Source organism: Methylomagnum ishizawai (genome assembly GCF_019670005.1).
Classification (GTDB): Bacteria; Pseudomonadota; Gammaproteobacteria; order Methylococcales; family Methylococcaceae; genus Methylomagnum; species Methylomagnum ishizawai.
On sequence record NZ_AP019783.1, the window covers coordinates 3,730,656 to 3,749,571 of the forward strand.

The following is an 18,916-nucleotide window of genomic DNA, read 5'->3' on the forward strand; positions in this document are numbered from 1 at the left end:
GGACTCCATTAATAGGGATGGGCGCGGGTTGGCGCTCCGGCGCGGCGGACAGGGACGCGGCGTTTTGGCGGCGGGGCATAGTCGGCGGGCGGGCGGCGGGAGTAAGCTGTTCTACACTCGGCACCGTCGATCCGGACCATGCGCAAGCCTGGTCCGGTTCCTCCGGACGGATTGGTTCCACTCATTATAGGTTCGACTCGTGGCAGGGCATACTCACGTTCACGCGCATGGCGGGCAAACCCGGTTCAGGCTGGTGGTTTCGCTGTTGCTCACCCTTGGCTTCGTGGTGTTCGAGGCGCTGGCAGGCTGGTATGCCCATAGCCTGGCCTTGCTTACCGACGCCGCCCACAATATCACCGACGTGGCCGCGCTGGCCCTGGCTTGGTACGCGCACCGGCTGGCCGAGCAACCGGCCCATGCCGGCAAGACCTTCGGCTACCACCGCGTCGGCATCCTCGCCGCCCTGGTCAATTCCAGCACCCTGGTGTTGATCGCAGCCTTCATCTTTTTCGAGGCTTACCAACGCTTCTTGAATCCGGCCCCGGTGGCGTCCGATGTGCTGATGGCGGTCGGGACCGCGGCCTTCGTGGTGAATCTGGTCACGGCTTGGCTGGTCAGCCATGGGGCCGAACATGATTTGAACCTGCGCAGCGCCTTCCTGCATTTGCTGGGCGATGTGTTTTCGACCTTGGGGGCGATTTTGGCCGGGGTGGGCATCTGGCTGACCGGGCTGGATTGGCTCGATCCCCTGGCCAGCGTGTTGATCGGCGGGTTGATCCTGTGGAACGCTTGGCTGATCCTGCGCGAGACCGTGGCGATCCTCTTGGAAAGCACGCCCGCCGATGTCGAGATGAGCACCATGGTGCGCGACCTGATGCAGATCGAGGGGGTGCGCGGCGTCCACGACCTGCATGTGTGGAGCCTGTCGCAAAGCCTCAAGGTGTTGTCGGCCCATATCGTGGTGGACGATATGACGGTCAGCCAAGCGGCCTTGATCCAGCGCCAGATCGGCGACGCCCTCCACGAGGGCTATGGCATCGGCCATTGCACCTTGCAGATGGAATGCGAGGGCTGCGACCCGGACGCGCTTTATTGTGATATCCGCCTTGGCAACCATCGCCGGGCGGGGCACGGCCTCGCCACCGCTTGCCAGCACCATCATTAACGGGCTTGGCGCACTTTTGGCTTTGCCTTCGGGCGCAAATCGTGTATTATGGCGGGCCTTCGGGGTGTAGCGCAGCCTGGTAGCGCACCTGTATGGGGTGCAGGTGGTCGGAGGTTCAAATCCTCTCACCCCGACCAAACAAATCAAGACCCTACAAAAAGCAAAAGCCGGTTCATACTGGCTTTTTGCATTTTTGCCCCCCTTAATTGAAAAGCTAGCCCACCCACGCAGCCGATAGCGTTTCTGCCTGCCTCAGCACCGTCTCCGTCGCGGCCTCCTGCTTATCGGGCGGGTATTTGTACTTCTTCAAGATGGTCTTCACCATGATTCGGAGCCGCGCCCGCACGGCGTCCCGCACCGACCAATCCACGCTCAGGTTCTTGCGGAGCTTGTCGGTCAATTCCCTGGCAATGGTCCGCAGGATGTCGTCCCCGAGTTCCCGCACCGAGGACTCGTTGGTTTCCAGGGCATCGTAGAAGGCCAGTTCGTCGGCGTTCAGCCCCAGCTTCTCCCCCCGGCTGGCGGCGGCGTTGAACTCCTTCGCCATCTGGATCAGTTCCTCGATGACCTGGGCGGTCTCGATGGCCCGGTTCCGGTATCGGGTCAGGGAGTTTTTCAGCAGTTCCGAGAACTTCTTGTTCTGCACCACGTTGGTGGCGAAGCGGCTTTTGATTTCATCCTTCAACAGCCGTTCCAGCAGTTCGACGGCTAGGTTCCTTTCCTTCATCCGCCGCACGTCCTCCAGGAAGGTTTCCGAGAGTATCCCCACGTCGGGCTTATTCAGGCCAGCGGCGGCGAAGATGTCTATCACCTCGTCAGACACCACGGCCTTGGAGATGATTTGCCGCAGGGCGTGTTCCTTGGCGTCGTCGTCCAGCTTCTTGGAAGGGTCGCCCTTGGCCAGCGCCGCCCGGATGGCCTGGAAGAAGGCGATTTCCTCCCGGTATTCGGCGGCTTCGTCCAGCGAGGCGCAGAGGGCAAAGGCTTTGCTGAGGGCCAGCACGCAGTCGGAGAAGCGCTTCTTGCCATCCTCCAGGCCCAGCACATGGTTGGCGGCGATGGGCAACAGCTTCAGCGCTTCGGTGAGGAAGGCGCTGTAGTCGATGCCGTGCAGCATTCCCCGCGCCACGTCGATTTTCTCGATGACCAGGGACAAGGCTTCCGCCACGTCCACCATGGGACGGCCCCGGCCCTGGCTGGTGGTGTAGGTCTTGAGCGCCCGCTTCAATTCCTGGGCGATGCCGATGTAGTCCACCACCAAGCCGCCGGGCTTGTCCTTGAACACCCGGTTGACCCTGGCGATGGCCTGCATGAGGTTGTGTTCCCGAATCGGCTTGTCCACGTACATCGTGTGTAGGCAGGGCGCGTCGAAGCCGGTCAGCCACATATCGCGCACGATGACGATTTTCAGCGGGTCGTTCGGGTCCTTGAAGCGCTTTTCCAGCCGCTTCTTGACCTGGGGCTTGTAGACATGGGGCTTGAGCAGCGCCTTGTCCGCCGCCGAGCCGGTCATCACGATCTTGATGGCCCCCTTCTCGGGGTCTTCGTCGTGCCATTCGGGGCGCAGGGCGACCAGGGCGTCGTACAGGTGGACGCAGATTTCCCGGCTCATGCCCACGACCATGGCCTTGCCATCCATCACCGTCAGGCGTTGCTCGAAATGGGCCACGAGGTCGGCGGCGATACGCTTGATGCGGGGTTCGGCCCCGGCCAGCTTTTCCAGCGCGGCCCAGCGGCTTTTCAGGCGGGCTTGGTCGGAGGCTTCCTCGTCCTCGGTCAGTTCCTCGACCTCCTCGTCGATGTTCGGGGTTTCCTCGGGTTTGAGTTCCAACTTGGCGAGGCGGGATTCGTAGTAGATGGGCACCGTGGCCCCGTCCTTGACCGCCTGCTCGATGTCGTAGACGTGGACGTAATCGCCGAACACGGCGCGGGTGTCCTTGTCCTCGGTCGAGATGGGCGTGCCGGTGAAGGCGACGAAGGTGGCGTTGGGCAGGGCGTCCCGCAGGTATTTGGCGAAGCCGTACTGGACCGCGCCGGTTTCCTTGTTGAAGCGGGCCTTGAGGCCGTATTGGCTGCGGTGGGCCTCGTCGCAGATGACCACCACGTTCCCGCGTTCGGTCAGGACCGGGAAGCTGTCCTCGTCCTCGCCGGGCACGAACTTCTGGATGGTGGTGAAGACGATGCCGCCGGAGGGCCGGTTGTTGAGCTTGGCGCGGAGGTCCGGGCGGGAGGTGGCCTGGACCGGCGTCTCGCCCAACAATTCCGGCGCATTGGCGAACACGCCGAACAACTGGCCGTCCAAGTCGTTGCGGTCGGTGATGACCACCAGGGTGGGATTTTTCATGGCCGGGTCCACCATGATTTTCCCGGCGAGGCAGCCCATTTCGATGCTCTTGCCCGCGCCCTGGGTGTGCCAGACCACGCCGCCCTTGCGGTTGCCGCCGGGTTGGCTGGCCTCCAACACCTGCCGCACCACGGCCCGCACGGCGTGGAACTGGTGGTAGGCGGCGATTTTCTTGGCGACCTGCCCGTCGTCCTCGAACAGGATGAAGTGGCGCAGGTATTCCAGCAGCAAGGCTTTGTCGAACACGCCCCGGACCAGGGTTTCCAGTTCGCGCATCGGGCCGAGCGGGTCGGTCGTCTTGCCGTCGATGGTGCGCCACGCGGAGAAGCGCTCGGCGTCGGCGGTGAGCGATCCCATGCGGGCGTTGATGAGGTCGGAGGCGATCAGGATTTCGTTGGCGCGGAACAGGTCGGGGATGTCGTCCTTGTAGGTCTGCAACTGGCGGAACGCGGCCCACACATCGGCGTTCTCGTCGGCGGGGTTCTTCAATTCGATGACGGCGATGGGGATGCCGTTGACGAACACCACCACGTCCGGGCGGCGAGTATGCCTCGGTCCTTCCACGGTGAACTGGTTGACCGCCCACCAGTCGTTGGCGGCGGGGTTGGCGTAATCGATCAGGCACACCCGGTCGCCGCAGGTTTCGCCATCCTGTTGGTATTGCACCGGAACCCCACCCACCAGCCAGCGGTGGCATTGGCGGTTGGTGGACACCAAGCCCGGCACGTTCGGGGAAAGCACCTGCGACAAGGCGTCGTCTAGGGCGGCGGCGGGCAGCTTGGGGTTGAGCCGCCGCAGCGCGGCCCGCAGCCGTTCCGCCAGGATGACCTGTTTGTAGGAGGCCCGCTCCGGCTGCTTGCCATCGTGGGCGATGTCGGGGCCGAACACGGCTTGATAGCCCAGTTCCTCGAACCAGTCCAGCAGGGCTTGTTCCACGTCGTTTTCCAGGATGCTCATGGGATTTGTTGTGATTGCGCCTTCGGCCTATCGCCCTGACAAGCCCGAAAAGCACCGCGAAATCGGCACATGACTCCCTGTGCCGATGCCTGTGCATCGTTCCAAATGGCTGGGTTGTTGACGTGTATGTTTGCGCCTAAATGGCGGGGCGCTGTTTTTCTTGAGGTCGGGGCCGGAAAGCCCAGCTTTCGCGGTTCGCGCCTAAATGAAATCCGCTGGAAGCTGGTTCAACGCCGCAGGTTGTCCGGGTCGTCGGTATCGACCAAGAGCGCCAAGTTCCTGGGATTCCTCAATTCATAGCGCTGCCCCACCGGGTACAGGTCGCCATCGAGAACCAGCGCGGCCTGTTCCTGGAAAGCCTGGATTACGATGCCGTATACAGAGGGATCGAAGGTGGCCCGAACGCGGCGCGGCTTGTTATCGACCAGCACTTGCAGGGTCGCCTTGCCGTCGAATTCATCCGGCCTCCTATCCAGGCCGAACACCCAGCCAATGAGGGTGCAATCCAACTGGGGTTCGTTGCGGCGGAATTCGCGGGCGGCTTCTTCGATGAGGCGTCCGGTTTCCTTGGAGAACTGGCGGCGGACATTGGGCTTGGGCGAAAGCCTGACCCGCGCCCAGCTTAGGCCGAGTTCGATCCCGCCACAGGTTTGGGTGAGCTTGGCGATGGATTCGCAGAGGTTGGCGTTGACGCCTTGGTCCACCCGCTGCTGGAAGGCGGCGAAGTCATCCGAAGCGGCGGCATCGCTGGCGGCGTCGGCCAAGGCTTCCCAGGCTTGGGCCAAGCGGAGGGCCACTTGCCGGGAGAACGGCTCGTCGTCGAACAGGGATTGCTGGCCGTTGCGCTTGAGGGTGGGCGTCACCGGGGACAGCAGGGTGATGATGTAGCTTCCCGGTTCGGTCTGGCCCAGGCGCACCGTTTGGATGTAGTCCACGGTCTCCAGGCTTTTGCCGACGTGGTAGGCGGGTTGAGGGCGGCGCACCGAACAAGCCGCCGCCATCAGCATGTTTTGCGCTTCCGCGTGCAGGGTGACGCCATCGGCCAGGGAAATCGTGCCCCCCGCATCGCCGCTGGGAGCGCGGGCGCGGATGGCGTCGAAGCCGGAGGTCTGCAAGTCGCGGTAAACGGCGAGTTCGGAGCGGTGTTCGACTTCGGCCAGGGTCTTCAAGGCTTCGGCCATGCGCTCGGGGTAATCGCCCAGGTTTTCGCGGCTGGGCAGCAGGATTTCCCAGGTACGCCCGGCGGCGTCCTCCTTGGCGTGGATGCTGGCCTTGTCGCCTAGGCGTCCTTCTTCCCGCCAGCGCTGGCTGGCGAGGTAGGCGCGGACATCCAAGTGCGAAAGCTGTTGGAAAAGCGCCTTGTCCCTAATCCGCACGTTCATGGCAGCGTTCCCGTTGAGTCGATAGCGGCCATCAAGCGGGCCTGCTATCGCTAGGCTGCGGTAGGCAACCGGCGGTGCGGTATCGGTGGCTTTGGGGGTGGGTCGATGACGGGGGCGGGCCATGTTTCCTCCACGCGGCGCAAGTCCTCGGCAATCGCCCCCCGCAAGTCGCCATTGAAGCGGGCGGCGTGGTCTTCGCGGACCCGGTGTAGTTCTTCGACGATGGGGTCATTCCACATGTCGGTTTCTCCTGCTTTATTCGATTTCTAGAAACGGGTTGCGTACCTTAACGCCAGTTCCCAGAAAATCCTTATCGTTGCGCGTAACTACGGTTAGGTTATGAATTAAAGCCGTCGCCGCGATTTGTTTATCGAGGGGATTTTCTGGATGAGGGACACGAAGCCGCCCCCAAGTTTCCGCCGCCGCTTCATCAAATACGAGGATACGGCCTTGGAATCGCTGGTGGACCTTTTGCAGCCAACGTTCCAACAGGTCGGCTTGGGTGGAATCTCCACGATGCCGGATGGCTTCCACCCCGCGCCGCAATTCGCCGAGCGTCACAGCGGATAAATACAGCGGAATTTCCCCAAGCATGGCTTCCTCGAAAAAACGGCGCACCCCAGGATGGGCGCGTTGTTTTTTCCTTAACTCGCTGATGACGTTGGTATCAATCAAATACATTGGCCGGGCTTCCCGTTTCGTCGATGCGCTCGAAATCTTCATCCCGGCCCACTTCGGGTATATCCATCAACAACTGGGCCAAGGAGGCGTTATCCCGCGCTATATCTTTGGGTTGCGCCGTGTGTTTGTATTCTAGGAATAATACGAAATCTAGTATTTCGGCGTGGAGGTATTCTGGAAGGTTGGCGAGATGGTGGTTGATGTTTTCTTGAAGCGTCATGGTCAGGGTCTCTCGCGGGGTTTAGGCGGCTTGTTCCACCAGGGCTTCGGCTTCCGGCAGGCGGAGTTGGCCGGACATGAGTTTGGGCAGGAGGGTGTCGCGGAGTTCGGCCAAGCTTTTCGCTTGCTCATCCTTCGCTTTGATTTGAGCAAATACGGCATCACACAGACTGCCAAACTTGCTCATTATGGGCTTGTCTGGAATCACCAAAGCATATCCGGCGATAGCATCGGCGGCGACTCGTTGGCGGCCTGAAGTACCGGTCATATGCTGAATAGCGTAGGCTCGGAAGGGTTCATGTCTAGCGAGTAAATACCCAAACTGAGGCGGCACCGGCGCTTTGGATCGCATGACTATAAATTCCGTTGAACCCCAGCCTATTTGGGTATCTTCAAGAAAATCGACAAAAGCGGTTTTTCCATTTTCCAAGCATGGCGTAATTCTCGCCAGCAAACTATCGCCGTTCATAAATTTTGTGCCGGAACCAAATTCCCGATATACAACAGACATTATTAAAAACTGGTTTGTAACCCGCATACTACGATAGCCTAGCGCCCAGCAAGAAATCCATTAAAAATCAACCGGTTGAAAATGGTGCCAGACCATGCCGGGCTACCAGTACCGGAAAAGGTTTTTAATAATGTCTAACATTATCCACGCGGGAACCGGACAGGGGCACATTTGCCATATCCAGGTATGGGGCAGCCGTGCCTTTGCTTAACTTATAGGTCGGGTTCAAATCAAAAGTTTCGGCAAGGCGCTTTATCTTCCACCCCTTCGGGATCGGCCCCAACTCCGAATCTTCAAATTCGCTCGGAAACAGCGCCGCCGTGTCCGCGTCCATACCTTCGGGTTCCCGCCCTTCGGCTTTGGCTTTCACCGGGTCGAAGTCGATGAACCAGGATTTGAACAGGGCTTGGGCAATGGCTTCTAGGGTGGAGTTAGTTTCGCGGAGAAGGGTTATACGGTTATCAAGGCAGCCGAGGGTATCTGATATTTTCTTTTGAGTACCGATGGATGGCAGATAACATTCAAAATCACGCATCAATTTAAGGGAGACGTTTTTTATCGTCGTTCCGGTCGCTAGCGTGTGTATGTAATCTTGAAATGGTCTTCCAGATACAACATATTTTATAAAGCCCTTATCAATGCTTTCCAACACATTGAAGTAGCAGGCGCTTTTACCTAAAACAACTTTCTCGCCATTATACAAAGCAATATTTCCAATAGTTCCGTTTATAGAAACAAGTATTGTTCTTTCGTTTAAGTTCTTTTTGTATTTATTGAATTCAGCAAGCGACGTTCTTCTCGTTTTTTCGTCAACTACAATCTTACCGTCTCTCAAATTATTTCCATTGACAAAAAAATAATCTCCATTGTCATCGTATTCAGGAGTTCCATGAAGGCCATCACCAAGAATTGAAGTAACGTCTTCAAGCCTAACTTTTACCCATTCAGACCGCATATCCTAATACTCCCAACTTCTCCCGAATCACCCCATCCAATTCCGCCCCCTTCGCCATCTGCTCGGCCAGCTTAGCGGTCAATCGCTCCATCTTCTCGGCGAAAGCTTCGTCGTCGTCCTCGGCCTCCTCCGCGCCCACATACCGCCCCGGCGTCAACACGAAACCATGCTCGCGGATTTCGTCCAGCTTCACCGCCCGGCAGAAACCCGGCACGTCCTGATAGTCGCCCTCGCCCGCGACCTCGCCATCCCGCCGCCAGCCATGCACCGCCCCGACAATCCGGGCAATGTCCGCATCGTCGAACACCCGCAGCGTCCGGTTCGCCATCCGCCCCAGCTTGCGGGCGTCGATGAACAACACCTCGCCGCGCCGGTCCCGGCCATGGACGCTCTTGTCCTGGGTCAGGAACCACAGGCAGGCGGGAATCTGGGTGTTGAAGAACAACTGGGGCGGCAGGGCCACCATGCACTCCACCACGTCGCCCTCAACCATCGCTTGGCGGATGGTGCCCTCGCTGTTCTGGTTGGACGACATCGAGCCGTTCGCCAGCACCACCCCGGCCTGACCGTCCGGCTTCAAATGCCACAGGATGTGCTGCAACCACGCGAAGTTGGCGTTCCCGGCGGGCGGCGTGCCGTAGACCCAGCGCTTGTCTTCGATGTACTTCGCGCCGTCCCAATCCGACACGTTGAACGGCGGATTCGCCAGGATGAAATCGGCTTTCAGGTCCGGGTGCTGGTCATTGGCGAAGGTGTCCTTCGGCTCCTTGCCCAGGTTGAAATCCATGCCCCGGATGGCGAGGTTCATCGCGACCAGCCGCCAAGTGGTCGGGTTCGATTCCTGCCCGTAGATGGAAATATCGCCGAACCGCCCGCCGTGACTCTCCACGAACTTCTCGGACTGCACGAACATCCCGCCCGACCCACAGCACGGGTCGTAAACCTTGCCCCGGTGCGGCGACAGCACCTCCACCAGCGCCTTCACCACCGACGCGGGCGTGTAGAACTGCCCGCCCTTCTTGCCCTCGGCGCTGGCGAACTGGCCCAGGAAGTATTCGTAGACCTCGCCCAGCACATCCTTGGCCTTGTCCTTGGCCCCGAAGCCGATTTTGGAAATCAGGTCGATGAGTTCTCCCAGGCGGGAAGGTTCCAACTGGGCACGGGCGAAGCGCTTGTCCAAGATGTTCTTGAGGCTCGGGTTCTCCTCCTCGATGGCGACCAGGGCGTCGTCCACGATGCGGCCTATGTTCGCCTGCTTGGCTTGGTCGCGGAGGGTTTCCCAGCGCGATTCCGGCGGCACCCAGAACACGTTCTCCGAGGTGTAGTAGTCCCGGTCCTCCAAGGCGGTTTCCTGGTCCTCCGGGTCGTCGCTGAAAAACAGGTCCGACTCGACATCGGCGAACTGCCGGGCCAACTCCACCCGCCGCGCCTCGAAGGCGTCCGACACGTACTTGATGAAAATCAGGCCGAGGACGAGGTGCTTGTACTCGGCGGCGTCCATGTTGGAGCGCAGCTTGTCGGCGGTTTCCCAGAGGGTTTTGTGGAGGTTCGGATCGGTCATTCTCAGTGTTATTCAAAACGATGGGATTGGAGTTCGGGCGGCTACCGGCCTGGACTTGTCCGCAAACGGGACTTTTTCATCTATGCGGTGGCCCGGTTTGCGTCACGTGAATTCTACGGATAACCATCGGAAAATTGCAGTTCTTCCCAAACATTGGCCGTTGGCTTCTCCGCGCCGAATAATTGGCGATGCCGGGTTATTCCGCAAGGGGCAAACCGGCTTTGATTCTCTGTACCACCGAAGTCCCCACCCCGTGCTTCTTCGCGGCTTTGAGGATGCCCATCCCCTCGGCCAGGGATTGCTGGATGGCCGCTTCCGTCTCTTCCCCCGTCTTCGGCCTCCCCAGCGCCTTCCCGGTCGCCTTGGCTCGGGCCAATCCCGCGTTCACCCGGTCCCGGATCATCGCCCGCTCGAATTCCGAGAACACCCCCAACATTTGGAACATGGCCCGGCCCGCTGGCGTGGTGGTGTCGATGCCTTGCTGGTGCAGGTACAGGTCCACGCCTAGGTGGTGGATTTCTTCGAGGAAGCCGACCAGGTGTTGCAGGCTCCGCCCCAGGCGGTCCACGCTCCAAGCGGCGTTGCGTTCTTTGCCACTACCTCTTCCTCCTTTAGAAGCTCAAACTCGAATAATTTCGATTATTGGGGCGCTTGATGACAGAATAATCCTACTGCGCGAAACCAACGCCACCCTAGAAGCTATCGCCCAAGCCCTGTTCAAATCCTGGTTCATCGACTTCGAACCGGTGAAAGCCAAGGCCGAAGGCCGGGAACCCGAAGGCATGGACGCGGACACGGCGGCACTATTTCCGAGCGAGTTTGGGGATTCGGAGTTGGGGCCGATTCCGAAAGGATGGGGAATAAATCCGCTGAAAAGCCTTACAGTAAAGATAGGTAGCGGCGCTACTCCGCGTGGCGGGAAGGAAGTTTACTTAGACGATGGAGTGGCTCTGATTAGGAGTCAAAATGTCTATAGAGTTGTTCCTGATGCTAAATCTCTGTAATAGAAGATATTTTGTGGTTCCAGAGACCCGCCGAAAGCGCGAAAAAGTAATCCAGGAAATCGCTTCGATGGTTTCTGATCCGGTGCGTCAAGCAGTGAAAGCGCTTCATTCCACCGATAGCGTGCTCGACCACCACGCGGGTGGAAGCTTGCTTCCGGTTTTCTTCTTTCTGTTTAGGCGTCAATTGCGGATCGGGGTTTTTCTTGGATTTTCTCGGCTTTTTGTGCGGCAGATGTATTTTGGCATCGGGATAATCAGAGTCGGCACCCAGGAATCCCAAGTCGAGCCAGACGTTGAGTTTCTTAAACCAGGGTGAACCGGGCTTGAAAACCGTTTTCATAATCGCATAGTCATGGGTGCGGCCCGCGAAAATGCAGGATAGAAACAAGACCATCCGGTTGAGGTCGGAAATGACGATGGCTTTCACCGTATGTCTTTTTTTTTACCGCTGTAATGTTCTTTCTGGGCGCTATCGTCCTGTGGTCTGACGCAGGGGCACTCCACGCCGTCTATCGCGATATGCTTATATTTTTCAAGCGCTTGCCTGAATTCTGGGGAATCCGTCGGCTGGCGCAAAGGCATGAGGTTCAAATTGCTCAGGACGCGGCCTAGGACCGGCAATAACTTATCGACATGGGCGTGGGCGTGCCCGCCACTGAGGCCGAAATGGAACCCCAGGACATCGAAGGTAGGATAGGTTTTCAGGTAGAAAAGGATGAAGAATAGCTTTTTTTCGGGAGAATCGAGGTATCCCTTTGGACCGCCCTGCTTGACCTGTTTGATTTCGCCATTGAGAACCCGCTCACGGTCGATTTCCAAGCTGGCCGACTCGAAGCGTTTGGTCAAGGCCGTGAATTTGGCTTTGGGCATTCCAATGAGCGCGGCAACGATTCGATCATCGGTTATTTCGGCGAATTTTTCGTAAATCACTTTTGGGTTTCTATTCTGAAGTGAAGAGGAAATTACCACCGATTAAAAATACCATTATATTGCATCGGGTACAAATCTTATGACTCCGAATTTATATGGGATGGCTTGGCCCGTATTTCAGATCAGGCCGCAGACCAATTGAGCGGAGTAGAGGTTAAGGTTAACGACGTTTTACTTAATATTACTGGGGCATCAATCTTGAGAACGTGCGTTGTTGACCCTGAGGTATTGCCAGCCCGAGTTAATCAGCATGTGGTTATAATAAGAGCAAAGCCTGAAATTCCGGCAAGGTTTATTCATTTATACCTGTTGCAACAAAGAACGAAAAATTATCTGATGGGGTTAAATGCCGGGGCTTCTAGAGAAGCAGTCACCAAGGGGCATATTGAGGCCTCCGACCTCATCAACGCCCGCATGGGATCGCTCACCGCCGACGCCGAGCGCTTCTCCGCGTGGCGCACCATCGACGGCAAGACGACCGACCCGCTCGGCCCGATGCGCGAACTGGAAACCCTGGTCCGGGGCGTGTTCGACAAAGCCTTGCTGCTGGAATACCTGCGCCACTTCATCCTGTTCGAGGACGACGGGCAGGTCGCCAAGAAAATCGCCGCCTACCACCAGTTCCACGCCGTGCGGGCCGTGGTGCGGCAGGTGTTGGAGGCCAGCCAACCCGGCGGCAACCGCAAGGGCGGCGTGGTCTGGCACACCCAGGGCGCGGGCAAGAGCATCGAAATGGGCTGCCTCGCCGGGAAAATCATGGTGGACCCGGCCATGAAAAATCCCACCCTGGTGGTCATCACCGACCGCAACGACTTGGACGGCCAGTTGTTCGGCGTGTTCGCCAATGCGCCGGAATTGTTGGGCGAGACGCCGGTCCAGGCCACCTCCCGCCCGGACCTCCGCGCCAAGCTCAACAACCGGCCCTCCGGCGGCATCGTCTTCACCACCATCCAGAAGTTCGTGCCCGGCGAGGACGAGGACAGCTTCCCGGTCCTGACCGAACGCGGGAACGTGGTGGTCATCTGCGACGAGGCCCACCGCAGCCAATACGGCCTCAAGGCCCGCTTCAACAAGGAAACCGGCGCGGTCCAGTACGGCTTCGCCAAATACCTGCGGGACGCCCTGCCCAACGCCACCTTCGTCGCCTTCACCGGCACGCCCATCTCGACCGAGGACAAGGACACCCGCGCCGTGTTCGGCGATTACGTCCACGTCTACGACATCGAGCAGGCGGTCAAGGACGGGGCCACGGTGCCCATCTACTACGAATCCCGCCTCGCCAAGTTGGAACTCAAACCCGAGGAAACCCCGAACATCGACGAGGAGGTCGAGGAACTGACCGAGGACGAGGAAGCCTCCGACCAAGCCCGCCTGAAAAGCCGCTGGGCCGCGCTGGAAAAGCTGGCCGGGGCCGAACCCCGCATCAAGCGTATCGCCGCCGACCTCGTGGCCCATTTCGAGCAACGCCTGACGGTGATGGATGGCAAGGCCATGGTCGTGGGCATGAGCCGGGAAATCTGCGTCCACCTGTACGACGCCCTGGTCGCCCTGCGCCCCGAATGGCACGACGAAGACCCCGAGAAGGGGGCCATCAAGATCGTGATGACCGGCTCGGCGGCGGACAAGGCGCTGCTCAAGCCCCATGTCTACAAGCCCCAGGTCAAGAAGCGGCTGGAAAAGCGCTTCAAGGACCCGAACGACCCGCTGAAAATCGTCATCGTGCGCGATATGTGGCTGACCGGCTTCGACGCGCCCTGCCTACACACGATGTACGTGGACAAGCCGATTCGGGAACACAACCTCATGCAGGCCATCGCCAGGGTCAACCGGGTGTTCAAGGACAAGCCCGGCGGCTTGGTGGTGGACTACATCGGCATCGCCCAGGAATTGAAGCGGGCGCTCAAGACCTACACCACCAGCCAGGGCCGGGGCCGTCCCATGGTGGACGTGGCGGAAGCCTTGTCCCTGGTCATCGAGAAAATCGACGTGGCGCGGGGAATGCTGCACGGCATCGACTACAGCGCCTTCCTCACCGAAGCGCTGAAGCTGTTGCCCATCGCCGCCAACCATGTGCTGGGCCTGGAGGATGGCAAGAAGCGCTTCTCCGACTGCGTGCTGGCCCTCAGCAAAGCCTTTGCCCTCTGCGCCTCGCTGGACGAAGCCGCCGAATACCGGGAGGAAATCGCCTTCTTCCAGGCCATCCGGGCGGCGCTGGCCAAGGGCGACCCTTCCAAGAAGCTGGACGACGACGCCAAGGAACACGCCCTGCGGCAAATCATCTCCAAGGCCGTGGTGTCTGACGAGGTGATAGACATCTTCGCCGCCGCTGGCCTGAATAAGCCCGACGTGGGGATACTCTCGGAAACCTTCCTGGAGGACGTGCGGCGGATGAAGGAAAGGAACCTAGCCGTCGAACTGCTGGAACGGCTGTTGAAGGATGAAATCAAAAGCCGCTTCGCCACCAACGTGGTGCAGAACAAGAAGTTCTCGGAACTGCTGAAAAACTCCCTGACCCGATACCGGAACCGGGCCATCGAGACCGCCCAGGTCATCGAGGAACTGATCCAGATGGCGAAGGAGTTCAACGCCGCCGCCAGCCGGGGGGAGAAGCTGGGGCTGAACGCCGACGAACTGGCCTTCTACGATGCCCTGGAAACCAACGAGTCCTCGGTGCGGGAACTCGGGGACGACATCCTGCGGACCATTGCCAGGGAATTGACCGACAAGCTCCGCAAGAACCTGAGCGTGGATTGGTCGGTGCGGGACGCCGTGCGGGCGCGGCTCCGAATCATGGTGAAGACCATCTTGAAGAAGTACAAATACCCGCCCGATAAGCAGGAGGCCGCGACGGAGACGGTGCTGAGGCAGGCAGAAACGCTATCGGCTGCGTGGGTGGGCTAGCTTTTCAATTAAGGGGGGGCAAAAATGCAAAAAGCCAGTATGAACCGGCTTTTGCTTTTTAAGTCCTTGGATTTATCGGTCGGGGCGGGCTGCTGCGGGCGATCAAAATTAGCGCGAATCCAGAATCATCAGCACTCAAGAGTTGAGTTCGGATTGCTTACACTGCGCTTACATATAATCGAGCAACCCGATAAAGCCAATAAATTTCAATAACTTAAAATTATCTCTTCATCATGTCGAAGAATTCCTGGTTGGTCTTGGTGTCCTTCAGCTTGCCCAGCAGGAACTCACTGGCCGCCATCTCGTCCATAGGCTGGAGAATCTTGCGGAGGATCCAGCATTTTTGCAGTTCGTCCGGCGGCACCAGATATTCCTCGCGGCGGGTGCCGGAACGGTTGATATTGATGGCGGGATACACGCGCTTCTCGGCGATCTTCCGTTCCAGGTGCAATTCGTTGTTGCCGGTGCCCTTGAATTCCTCGTAGATCACCTCGTCCATGCGCGAGCCGGTATCGACCAGGGCCGTGGCGATGATGGTGAGGCTGCCGCCCTCCTCGATATTGCGGGCCGCGCCGAAAAAGCGCTTGGGCCGTTCCAGCGCGTTGGCGTCCACGCCGCCGGTCAGCACCTTGCCCGAGGACGGGATCACGGTGTTGTAGGCGCGGGCCAGACGGGTGATGGAATCCAGCAGGATCACCACGTCGCGCTTATGCTCGACCAGCCGCTTGGCCTTTTCCAGCACCATTTCCGCCACCTGCACATGCCGCGCCGGCGGCTCGTCGAAAGTGCTGGACACCACCTCGCCCTTCACGCTGCGCTGCATCTCGGTCACTTCTTCCGGGCGCTCGTCGATCAGCAACACGATCAGATAGCACTCGGGGTTCTTCTCGGCGACGGAATGGGCGATATTCTGCAAGATCATGGTCTTGCCGGCCTTGGGCGGCGACACGATCAAGCCGCGCTGGCCCTTGCCGATGGGGGCCACCAGGTCGATCACGCGGGCGGTGAGGTCTTCGGTGGTGCCGTTGCCGAGTTCGAGTTCCAGGCGCTCCTTGGGGAACAGCGGGGTCAGGTTGGTGAAGAGGATTTTGTGCTTGGCGTTCTCCGGCGGCTCGTAGTTGATCTGCTCCACCTTGAGCATGGCGAAATAGCGCTCGTTGTCCTTGGGCGGGCGGATCTTGCCGGAAATGGTGTCGCCGGTGCGGAGGCTGAACCTGCGGATCTGGCTGGGGGAGACATAGATATCGTCCGGCCCCGCCAGGAACGAGCTGTCCGCCGACCTCAGGAAACCGAAACCATCGGTGAGGATTTCCAGTACGCCGTCGCCGTAAATGTCCTCTCCGCTCTTGGCCTGTTTCTTCAGGATGGAGAAGATCAAATCCTGTTTGCGGGTCCGGGCCACGCCTTCGATATCGAGGGTCTCGGCGATTTCGATCAGCTCGGAAACAGGCTTACGTTTGAGGTCGGTCAGGTTCATAAATTGAGTTGGGGGTCAAGGGTGTGGAACAAGGGCAAACCAATCGTCTGCGGGAGTGTTCTCGACCGGGGTGTCGAGCCGGAGGAAGCGTGCCGGGGGGCGGCGCGGGCTGGGGGCGGCGAGAGGATGCGGTTCAGGTTAGCATGGTTATGGAAAAACCCGCCCGGCGGGGCCGGCGCGGGTGGATGGGAATCCTCAGAGGTTGTCGTGGATGAACTTGGCCAGCTGGGATTTGGCCAGGGCGCCGACCTTGGTGGCTTCCACTTCGCCGTTCTTGAACAGGATCAGGGTCGGGATGCCGCGCACGTTGTAGCGCTGCGGGACGAGGTTGTTCTCGTCGACATTGAGCTTGGCGACGATCAAGCGTTCGGCGAAATCCTCGGCGATCTCCTCCAGGATCGGCGCGATCATCTTGCAGGGACCGCACCATTCCGCCCAGAAATCGACCAGGACGGGGGTTTCGGACTTCAATACCTTGTCCTCGAACTCGGCATCGCTCACATAAAGGATGTTATCGCTCACAATGGTCTCCACATTGTCGGATGGAAGGGGATGGATTGGGGTGCTATCGGGGGCGGCCGCAGGGGGCGGCGCTGGACGGGCTGGCATTTCCTTGCGAGTGGGGCCATTTCAGCCTAAACCCGCCCCAAATGCAAGCCCCGTGTTTCCAGGGGGTTTTCAATTGAAGACCTTGGTAATGGTAGCGCGGTACTGGCGCGGATCGATATCCAGATACCCCGGCGGACGCACCAGCTTCACCTTGTAGGGTTGGCCGCGCCCGTCCACCTGTTGCTCCGCCATGTCCACCAGCCTTTCGACCGGGTTGTGGTCGGGGTCGCGCACCACCAGGATGCGGGGCCGCAGGCGTTGACCCGGATTGGTTTCCAGCACCAGCGCCACCTCCCCATTGCTCAGCTCGACGATGCTGCCGGGCGGATAGGTGCCGAGGCAAGCCAGGAAGCGCTCGACCAGCTTGGCGTCGAACTTGTTCGACTTCGCCTTCTTGTTCAGCAGCATGATGGCGTCGAGGTGGGTGCGGGCCGGGCGGTAGGGGCGCTCGCTGGTGACATCGTCGTAGGTCTCGACGATGCTGACGATCTTGGTATGGAGGTTCAATTGCACATCGTGCAGGCCGCGGGGATAGCCGGAGCCATCGACATGCTCGTGATGGCAATAGGCCACATCGACCGCGCCGGCATAGACATTGCGGGCCGACATCAGGATATCCCGGCCCAGCTTGGGGTGTTGGCGCAGGATCGCCTGCTCCTCGGCGTTGAGCCGGTCGGGCTTGTTCAGGAGAGCGTCGGCGATGGAAATCTTGCCGACATCGTGCAGGAGTCCGCAGGTGCCGAGTCCTTCCAGCGCTTTCGGCGACAAACCGAGATGGCGGCCCAGCAGGATGGAGAACACGCAGACATTGAAGGCGTGCTGGCTGGATTGCTCGCCCTTGTTGCGGATCTGGGCCATATAGAGCATGGCGTCGGGGTTGCGGAGGATGCTGGCGACGCATTCCGACACCGCCGATTGCCCCAGTTGCACATCCACGCTCTGGCCAAAGCGGATATCGTCGATGAAGGACTTCAGCAGGCTGGAGGTCTGTTGGCGGGTGGATTCGGCGGCCTGGATTTCCTGGTCGAAGCTGGCCGATTTGCCGGTCTTGGAAAACGGCTCCCGGATTTCGTCCAGCACCATATGGACCACATGGGTGCGGTGCATGTCGATATAGACATACTCGCAATACTGCATGACCACCTGGATATCGGCGGGACTGGCCAGTTCGAAACCCTCGAACAAGAACGGGGTTTCGCTCCAGGGCCGGTCCAGTTCGCAAACATACATGCCGAGACGCAAGTCCTTGGCACGGATTTTGACTCTTTCGGTATTGCTCATCGTTCCATCCGAAGGGCCGGACGGTATCCGGGCCTGGACTTGTTTGGCTTTGGCAGGATTCGCAATCCTGCAGATTGGGTGGGCCATCCTGGGGCGGGACCCGGAAATGCATCATTTAATATACATACCCCGGAATTCCACCGCCCGGCATTTTCAATGCCAAGGCAGGATAGCCTCTCGCCGTATAGTAACCTACCCTGGCTCCGGCAGGAACGTGGATGTCAATGCCTCAAAAGAATACACTTGATACTTTTTTATTCCAGGATTCCGGTCCGATCCCGATCCTCCACGGTGGCATCCTACTCCCCACCCTTTCTACGGCTGTTATAGCGATGCTCCAAGAACTTCAGATAGGTGGCGTAGGATTCGCTCACCATGATGCGGGTGTTCAATTCGGCGTCGCGGAATTTCCGCAGTTCCAACTGATGCCGCACCGAGCGCCGCCATAGACATTGGACACCGAAATAACCCAGCACCCCGCCGAGGTTCATCAGGATGAAGCAACCCAGCAAGAACGGGGCCCCCAATTCCAAGACCTTCTCGATGCTGAACAACTCGGAGAATTGATCGAAGCCGAAGGAATCCATCCCCATGGCCAGCGTCCCCACCTTATAGGCCAAATAATACATGGGCAACCAAGTCAGGGGATTGGTGATCCAGACCAGGGCCACGGCGATGGGCAGGTTGGCATTGAAATAGATGGCCAGCACGGCGGCGATGACCTGCTGCCAGGGCAAGGGCGGGGTATACATCGCCCAAAAACCGATGGCGAAGGCGCGGGCCACGGAATGGCGGTTCAAATGCCAGAGGTTGGGCGAATGCAGCTTATCCCCCAGGAATTCCAAGGCCTTGATTTCTTTTATTTTTTTAGGGTCCGGCAAATAGCGTTTCAAAAGCTTCTTGGGCATCGGGGGCCGCCTGTGTGTAGGTTGTGTGAAA

Annotated in this window: 18 protein-coding genes and 1 tRNA gene; 4 read left to right on the forward strand and 15 right to left on the reverse strand. The window is 59.3% G+C overall.

Translation table 11 applies throughout. The features are described from left to right. The first annotated feature begins 199 nt into the window (after positions 1-199). Positions 200-1,165, forward strand: a complete 966-nt coding sequence (locus K5658_RS16920; protein WP_221064265.1) for a cation diffusion facilitator family transporter — start codon at positions 200-202, stop codon at positions 1,163-1,165. A gap of 60 nt (positions 1,166-1,225) precedes the next feature. Beyond that, a tRNA-Pro gene (locus tag K5658_RS16925) sits at positions 1,226-1,302 on the forward strand. Between the two features lie 77 nt (positions 1,303-1,379). Here K5658_RS16925 and K5658_RS16930 read toward each other — a convergent pair. The 9 genes from K5658_RS16930 to K5658_RS23665 form a co-directional block, all read right to left on the reverse strand. Continuing rightward, entirely contained in the window at positions 1,380-4,466 is a 3,087-nt protein-coding gene (locus tag K5658_RS16930; RefSeq protein WP_221064266.1) for a type I restriction endonuclease subunit R, read from the reverse strand. Positions 4,467-4,693: 227 nt separating this feature from the next. Next, complete coding sequence (locus K5658_RS16935) at positions 4,694-5,848, reverse strand: hypothetical protein (protein ID WP_221064267.1); 1,155 nt, start codon at positions 5,846-5,848, stop codon at positions 4,694-4,696. 50 nt (positions 5,849-5,898) lie between these two features. Beyond that, entirely contained in the window at positions 5,899-6,087 is a 189-nt protein-coding gene (locus K5658_RS16940; RefSeq protein ID WP_221064268.1) for a hypothetical protein, read from the reverse strand. Positions 6,088-6,103: 16 nt separating this feature from the next. Beyond that, entirely contained in the window at positions 6,104-6,529 is a 426-nt protein-coding gene (locus K5658_RS16945; protein WP_221064269.1) for a type II toxin-antitoxin system VapC family toxin, read from the reverse strand. Next, entirely contained in the window at positions 6,516-6,749 is a 234-nt protein-coding gene (locus K5658_RS16950; protein ID WP_221064270.1) for a DUF2281 domain-containing protein, read from the reverse strand. Before K5658_RS16950 ends, K5658_RS16945 begins: the two co-directional genes overlap by 14 nt. A gap of 21 nt (positions 6,750-6,770) precedes the next feature. Next, a complete protein-coding gene (locus K5658_RS16955) occupies positions 6,771-7,259 on the reverse strand; it encodes a restriction endonuclease subunit S (RefSeq protein WP_221064271.1) in 489 nt (162 codons plus the stop codon). A 124-nt stretch (positions 7,260-7,383) separates the two neighbouring features. Further along, a complete protein-coding gene (locus K5658_RS16960; protein ID WP_221064272.1) occupies positions 7,384-8,214 on the reverse strand; it encodes a restriction endonuclease subunit S in 831 nt (276 codons plus the stop codon). Further along, entirely contained in the window at positions 8,204-9,775 is a 1,572-nt protein-coding gene (locus K5658_RS16965) for a type I restriction-modification system subunit M (protein WP_221064273.1), read from the reverse strand. The genes K5658_RS16960 and K5658_RS16965 overlap by 11 nt, the downstream gene beginning before the upstream one ends. Before the next feature lie 196 nt (positions 9,776-9,971). After that, entirely contained in the window at positions 9,972-10,343 is a 372-nt protein-coding gene (locus K5658_RS23665) for a recombinase family protein (RefSeq protein WP_246628476.1), read from the reverse strand. 22 nt (positions 10,344-10,365) lie between these two features. Between K5658_RS23665 and K5658_RS23670 the strand changes: the two genes are divergently transcribed. After that, positions 10,366-10,779: a restriction endonuclease subunit S domain-containing protein gene (locus K5658_RS23670; protein WP_246628477.1), complete on the forward strand. Its 414-nt coding sequence runs from the start codon at positions 10,366-10,368 to the stop codon at positions 10,777-10,779. Here K5658_RS23670 and K5658_RS16975 read toward each other — a convergent pair. Both K5658_RS16975 and K5658_RS16980 read right to left on the reverse strand, forming a co-directional pair. After that, a complete protein-coding gene (locus K5658_RS16975; RefSeq protein ID WP_221064274.1) occupies positions 10,766-11,206 on the reverse strand; it encodes a transposase family protein in 441 nt (146 codons plus the stop codon). The two genes, K5658_RS23670 and K5658_RS16975, sit on opposite strands and share 14 nt — an antisense overlap. After that, positions 11,203-11,709, reverse strand: a complete 507-nt coding sequence (locus tag K5658_RS16980; protein ID WP_221064275.1) for a helix-turn-helix domain-containing protein — start codon at positions 11,707-11,709, stop codon at positions 11,203-11,205. The genes K5658_RS16975 and K5658_RS16980 overlap by 4 nt, the downstream gene beginning before the upstream one ends. 336 nt (positions 11,710-12,045) lie before the next feature. Here K5658_RS16980 and K5658_RS16985 point away from each other — a divergent pair, with 336 nt between their 5' ends. Then, the gene (locus K5658_RS16985; protein WP_221064276.1) at positions 12,046-14,610 is read left to right on the forward strand and encodes a type I restriction endonuclease subunit R; all 2,565 of its coding nucleotides are present in this window, start codon (positions 12,046-12,048) and stop codon (positions 14,608-14,610) included. A gap of 220 nt (positions 14,611-14,830) precedes the next feature. Here K5658_RS16985 and rho read toward each other — a convergent pair whose 3' ends face one another. From rho to K5658_RS17005, 4 genes are all read right to left on the reverse strand, one after another. Further along, positions 14,831-16,087, reverse strand: coding sequence for a transcription termination factor Rho (gene rho, locus K5658_RS16990; RefSeq protein ID WP_085215446.1), 1,257 nt, complete (start codon positions 16,085-16,087; stop codon positions 14,831-14,833). A 195-nt stretch (positions 16,088-16,282) separates the two neighbouring features. Then, positions 16,283-16,609 (reverse strand): thioredoxin TrxA, encoded by a 327-nt coding sequence (gene trxA / locus K5658_RS16995; RefSeq protein ID WP_221064277.1) that lies wholly within the window; start codon positions 16,607-16,609, stop codon positions 16,283-16,285. Positions 16,610-16,765: 156 nt separating this feature from the next. After that, entirely contained in the window at positions 16,766-17,977 is a 1,212-nt protein-coding gene (locus K5658_RS17000; RefSeq protein ID WP_221064278.1) for an HD-GYP domain-containing protein, read from the reverse strand. Positions 17,978-18,276: 299 nt separating this feature from the next. Next, positions 18,277-18,885 carry a DUF2062 domain-containing protein gene (locus K5658_RS17005; RefSeq protein ID WP_221064279.1) on the reverse strand — a complete coding sequence of 203 codons (609 nt, stop codon included), beginning with the start codon at positions 18,883-18,885 and terminating at the stop codon, positions 18,277-18,279. Positions 18,886-18,916 lie beyond the last annotated feature (31 nt).

Coding starts and splice junctions, on each gene's coding strand:
- K5658_RS16960 (WP_221064272.1), bottom strand. CDS start 8,214: ATGCGGTCTGAATGGGTAAAAGTTAGGCTTGAAGACGTTACTTCAATT.
- K5658_RS17005 (WP_221064279.1), bottom strand. CDS start 18,885: ATGCCCAAGAAGCTTTTGAAACGCTATTTGCCGGACCCTAAAAAAATA.
- K5658_RS16930 (WP_221064266.1), bottom strand. CDS start 4,466: ATGAGCATCCTGGAAAACGACGTGGAACAAGCCCTGCTGGACTGGTTC.
- K5658_RS16935 (WP_221064267.1), bottom strand. CDS start 5,848: ATGAACGTGCGGATTAGGGACAAGGCGCTTTTCCAACAGCTTTCGCAC.
- K5658_RS16955 (WP_221064271.1), bottom strand. CDS start 7,259: ATGTCTGTTGTATATCGGGAATTTGGTTCCGGCACAAAATTTATGAAC.
- K5658_RS16950 (WP_221064270.1), bottom strand. CDS start 6,749: ATGACGCTTCAAGAAAACATCAACCACCATCTCGCCAACCTTCCAGAA.
- K5658_RS16985 (WP_221064276.1), top strand. CDS start 12,046: ATGGGGTTAAATGCCGGGGCTTCTAGAGAAGCAGTCACCAAGGGGCAT.
- K5658_RS17000 (WP_221064278.1), bottom strand. CDS start 17,977: ATGAGCAATACCGAAAGAGTCAAAATCCGTGCCAAGGACTTGCGTCTC.
- K5658_RS16965 (WP_221064273.1), bottom strand. CDS start 9,775: ATGACCGATCCGAACCTCCACAAAACCCTCTGGGAAACCGCCGACAAG.
- K5658_RS16940 (WP_221064268.1), bottom strand. CDS start 6,087: ATGTGGAATGACCCCATCGTCGAAGAACTACACCGGGTCCGCGAAGAC.
- rho (WP_085215446.1), bottom strand. CDS start 16,087: ATGAACCTGACCGACCTCAAACGTAAGCCTGTTTCCGAGCTGATCGAA.
- K5658_RS16945 (WP_221064269.1), bottom strand. CDS start 6,529: ATGTATTTGATTGATACCAACGTCATCAGCGAGTTAAGGAAAAAACAA.